The sequence below is a fragment of the Rhodococcus sp. Q genome (assembly GCF_005503035.1).
Taxonomy (GTDB): Bacteria; Actinomycetota; Actinomycetes; order Mycobacteriales; family Mycobacteriaceae; genus Rhodococcus_G.
The window spans coordinates 1-2386 of record NZ_SCOY01000066.1 but is presented as its reverse complement, the minus strand read 5'-3'; the positions used below and the strand labels follow the sequence as shown (position 1 = coordinate 2386).

At 68.0% G+C, this 2386-nt stretch carries 2 protein-coding genes; both read right to left on the bottom strand.

The genetic code is table 11. The features are described from left to right. The coding region (locus tag FFS72_RS26250) for an Ig-like domain-containing protein (RefSeq protein ID WP_249353542.1) at positions 1-1095 on the bottom strand (1095 nt) is incomplete at its 3' end. Positions 1096-1366: 271 nt separating this feature from the next. Then, positions 1367-2386, bottom strand: a 1020-nt coding sequence (locus FFS72_RS26245; RefSeq protein WP_137876692.1) for an Ig-like domain-containing protein, incomplete at its 5' end; no start/stop codon positions are given.

Sequence of the window (2386 nt, the reverse complement as noted above, 5' to 3'; positions counted from 1 at the left end):
GTGGGTGGCGTCGCCGCTGTAGACGGCGGTGACGTCGTGGTTGCCGACGGTGGTGAAGGCGTGGTTGAGGGTGGCCGTGCCCGCGTTCACGGGGACGGGTGCGCCGATGTCGGTGGCGCCGTCCTTGAACTGGACGGTGCCGGTGGCGTCCGCCGGAGCGACGGTGGCCGTGAGATCGATCGCCTCATCGGTGTGCGCGGTGGCAGGGGCGGCCAGCGTGGTCGTCGAGTCCCCGAGTGCCACCGCGACCGTCTGCACGCCGGACGCGGAACTGTGGAAACCCGCACCCGCCGTGAAGGCGGCGGTGATGTCGTGGTTGCCGACGGTGGTGAAGGTGTGGTTCAGGGTGGCGTTGCCGCCCGAGACCGTGACCGGTCCGCCGATGTCGACGCCGCCGTCCTTGAACTGGACGGTGCCGACGGAGTTGGCCGGGCCCACATTCGCGGTCAGTGCCACGGACTGGCCGATCGTCGCCGTGCCGGGGACGTTCAGGGTCGTGGTGGTTGCGACGTTCGGATCGGCGACCTCGACGAAGACGTTGAACGCGTTGCTGCCACGCTCGCCGCCACTCCAGGTGTTCGGCTGGGCGGACCAGGCGCCGCTGTTGTAGATGCCGGGCGCGGTGTTGGCGGGCACCGTGTAGGTGGTGTTGAGGACCGCCGACTGGCCGGCCTTGATCACGAAGCCGCCGACGAGGAAGGTGCAGCCGCTGCTGCAGGTGACCTTCGAGCCGCCGTCCTGGACCGAGAAGGACCCGCCGCCGCCGGCATAGTTCAGGGACTGTGCGGTGCGGACCCAGCCGGCAGGCGGAACCTCGCGGAGGTACGAAATCGACAGCTGGTTCAGCGTCGCGTTACCGACACCGTTGGCGGTGGTGTAGCCGATCGTGGTCCGGTAGGTGACGGAGCCGCCGGGGAGGACGACGTTGCTGCCGACCACTTCCTTCGAGAGGAGCAGCTGCTGGTCTTGGAGTGACCTCGAGGACTGGGGTGGATCGGCGGCGGCGACGCCGCTGGTCACTCCGAACACCAGACCGGCCACGGCTGACGCCGCGATCAGTGGTGTCGCGAGGCGACGGGACAGGGACAGGGACACTGCTACCTCCTCGGGGGAGGCCGGGCAATGGGCGCCGGCCACGACGGTACGAGTCTGGAAGCTACCGGCCATCGCCTCCGCGGTACCGGAATTCGGTTGTACCAAAGCATGTTTGGGTGAAGTTACATCGAGTGAATGACGGTGTTTCACGCGTGTTCAGCTGTGTCGCAACGGCTGTGGTCGAGTTGACGACCGAAGAATGTCGAACGGACGCCCCCGCGAGGGGGCGTCCGTCGGCATGAGATGTGAAGATCACGCGATCATCGGGCGATCACGATCCGAAGATGTTCTCCAGCGAACCACCTCCCGGGGTGCCCGGATCGGTCGAGTCCGTCGTCACCGCGACGGTCGCGACGTCCGAGGTGGACGCATTGTGGGTGGCGTCACCGGAGTAGGCGGCGGTGATGTTGTGGGTGCCGTCGGTGGTGAAGGTGTGGTTCAGCGTCGCAACACCGTTGACGACCGGTGCGGTGCCGAGAACCGTTGCGCCGTCCTTGAACTCGACCGTTCCGCTGGCATCGGTCGGGCTCACGATCGCCTTGAGCTCGACGGCGGTGCCGGTCTTGGCGGTCGCCGGGACGTTCACGGTCGTGGCGGTGTCGACGACGACGATGTCGGTGGAGACCTCCACGGTGCCGGCGACCGAGGTCGACGGGTTGTGGGTGGCGTCACCGGAGTAGACGGCGGTGATGCTGTGGGTGCCGTCTGCGGTGAAGGTGTGGTTCAGCGTCGCAACGCCATTGGTGACCGGTGCGGTGCCGAGAACCGTTGCGCCGTCCTTGAACTCGACGGTTCCGGTGGCGGTGTTCGGATTCAGGGTGGCGGTGAGGGCCACCTCGGCACCGGTCTTGGCGGTCGCCGGGACGTTCAGGTCGGTGGTCGAGTCGACGATCACCGGGTCGGTGGAGACCTCAACCGTGCCGGCCGCGGAGGTCGACGGGTGGTTGGTGGCGTCACCGGAGTAGACGGCGGTGATGCTGTGGGTGCCGTCGGTGGTGAAGGTGTGGTTCAGCGTCGCAACGCCGTTGGTGACCGGTGCGGTGCCGAGGACGGCTGCGCCGTCCTTGAATTCGACGGTGCCGGTGGCGTCGGCCGGGGCGACGGTGGCGGTGAGGTCGACGGCGGTGCCGGTCTTGGCGGTGCCGGGGACGTTCAGCGTCGTGGTCGTGTCGACGACGACCGGGTCGGTGGAGACCTCAACCGTGCCGGCCGCGGAGGTCGACGGGTGGTTGGTGGCGTCACCGGAGTAGACGGCGGTGATGCTGTGGGTGCCGTCGGTGGTGAAGGTGTG